This is a genomic window from Bradyrhizobium sp. 23AC (assembly GCF_054863025.1).
Window position 1 is genome coordinate 1 of sequence record NZ_JAVAYN010000054.1, and the last position, 2153, is coordinate 2153.

At 64.2% G+C, this 2153-nt stretch carries 2 protein-coding genes; both read left to right on the forward strand.

Annotated elements, in window-relative coordinates; genetic code table 11:
- The coding region (locus RAD10_RS41365) for a DUF1522 domain-containing protein (RefSeq protein WP_461621962.1) at positions 1-1260 on the forward strand (1260 nt) is incomplete at its 5' end.
- A gap of 324 nt (positions 1261-1584) precedes the next feature.
- Positions 1585-2153, forward strand: a 569-nt coding sequence (locus tag RAD10_RS41370; RefSeq protein ID WP_461621963.1) for a flagellin N-terminal helical domain-containing protein, incomplete at its 3' end; no start/stop codon positions are given.

The following is a 2153-nucleotide window of genomic DNA, read 5'->3' on the forward strand; positions in this document are numbered from 1 at the left end:
AGCGCAGCCTCGCTGGGTGCGGAGATCGCGGACGGTTCGACGCTGAACGTCGACGGTCACGTCATCACCTTCAAGAACGCGCCGATCCCGGGCTCGACCGGTGCTCCGAGCGTTCCGAGCGGCTTCGGTGCCTCCGGTAACGTCCTCACCGACGGCAACGGCAACTCGACGGTCTATCTGCAGGCCGGCACGGTCAACGACGTCTTGAAGGCGATCGACCTTGCCACCGGCGTGCAGACCGCGACGATCAACGCCAACGGCACCGCGACGGTCGCGACCGCCACCGGCCAGACCAACTCGTCGATCAACGCCTCCGGCCAGCTCAAGATCTCGACCGGCGTCAACGCCGATCTATCCGTCACCGGCACCGGCAACGCGCTGAACGTGCTCGGCCTCGCCGGCAACACCGGGACCTCGACCGCCTTCACCGCGGCGCGCACCTCCGGCGTCGGCGGCCTCACCGGCAAGACCTTGACCTTCTCCTCCTTCAACGGCGGCACCGCGGTTGACGTCACCTTCGGCGACGGCACCAACGGCACGGTCAAGACGCTCGACCAGCTCAACTCCAAGCTTCAGGCCAACAACCTGACGGCGACGATCGACGCCAACGGCCTGCTGACGGTCTCGACCACCAACGACTACGCGTCCTCGACCATCGGATCGACGGCCGCAGGTGGTGCGATCGGCGGCACGCTGACCACGGCGCTGACGTTCTCGACGGCTTCCAGCCCCGTCCAGGACACGGTTGCCCAGACCTCGCGTGCCAATCTGGTGTCTCAGTACAACAACATCCTGAACCAGATCGACTCCACGGCGCAGGACTCCTCGTTCAACGGCGTCAATCTCTTGAACGGCGACCAGCTCAAGCTGGTGTTCGACGAGACCGGCAAGTCGAACCTGAGCATCACCGGCGTGACCTACAACTCCAAGGGTCTGGGCCTTGCTGCGCTGACCGGCGGTGTCGACTTCATCGACAACGCCGCCACCAACAAGGTGCTGACCAACCTGAACTCGGCGTCGAGCACGCTGCGCTCGGAAGCTTCGAGCCTCGGTTCGAACCTGACGATCGTGCAAGTTCGTCAGGACTTCAACAAGAACCTGATCAACGTGCTGCAGACGGGTTCGTCCAACCTGACCTTGGCCGACACCAACGTCGAGGCGGCCAACAGCCAGGCGCTGTCGACCCGCCAGTCGATCGCGGTCTCCGCGCTGTCGCTGGCCAACCAGTCGCAGCAGAGCGTGCTCCAGCTGCTCCGCTAAGTCGCGGACGACATCGCAAGCAAGATCCGGCGGCGGGGCTTCGGCCCCGCCGCTTTTCGTTTATCGCTCGAGGTTTTGAGAGGGCAGGCGGCACTCCGAAAAGTAACCAGCGGTTATGGTTAACGGAGCGTAAGCGCGGAGAAACGCCAATGATTTCAGCTTGATTGCCGAGCTCACGCGCACCTTCCGCGCGCTTATGGTGAACCGGCGCTTATGCAGGCGATGTTCGTTTCACCCTTTGTTAGCCACGTCGCGGCACGCTGGCCCCGTCACTCGATCCAGAAGCGATCGAACGAAGACGCGTAAGCCAGAAGGGTAAGAGTCATGTCAGGTATTGTTCTCTCTGCGTCGGTTCGCCAGAACCTCCTCTCTCTCCAGTCCACCGCCGACCTCCTCGCCACCACACAGAACCGTCTGTCGACCGGCAAGAGCGTCAACTCGGCCCTGGACAATCCCACCAACTTCTTCACCGCCCAGTCGCTCGACAACCGCGCCAGCGACATCAACAATCTGCTCGATAGCATCGCCAACGGCGTGCAGGTGCTGCAGGCCGCCAACACCGGCCTGACCTCGTTGCAGAAGCTGATCGACAGCGCGAAGTCGATCGCCAACCAGGCGCTGCAGACCACGGTCGGCTACTCCACCAAATCCAACGTCTCCACCACCATCGCCGGTGCGACGGCCGCCGACCTGCGCGGCACGACGAGCTTCGCCAGCGCCACCGCATCCAGCAACGTGCTGTATAACGGCACGGCCGGCGGTACCACGGCAGCGACCGGCACCACGACGCTCGGCGCCAGCATCGGCGTCTTCGCGAGCACTGGCGCAACGACCGGCGCCGGCGGCACCACGACCCTGGAAGGCACCATCACCCTGATCGCCACCAACGGCAC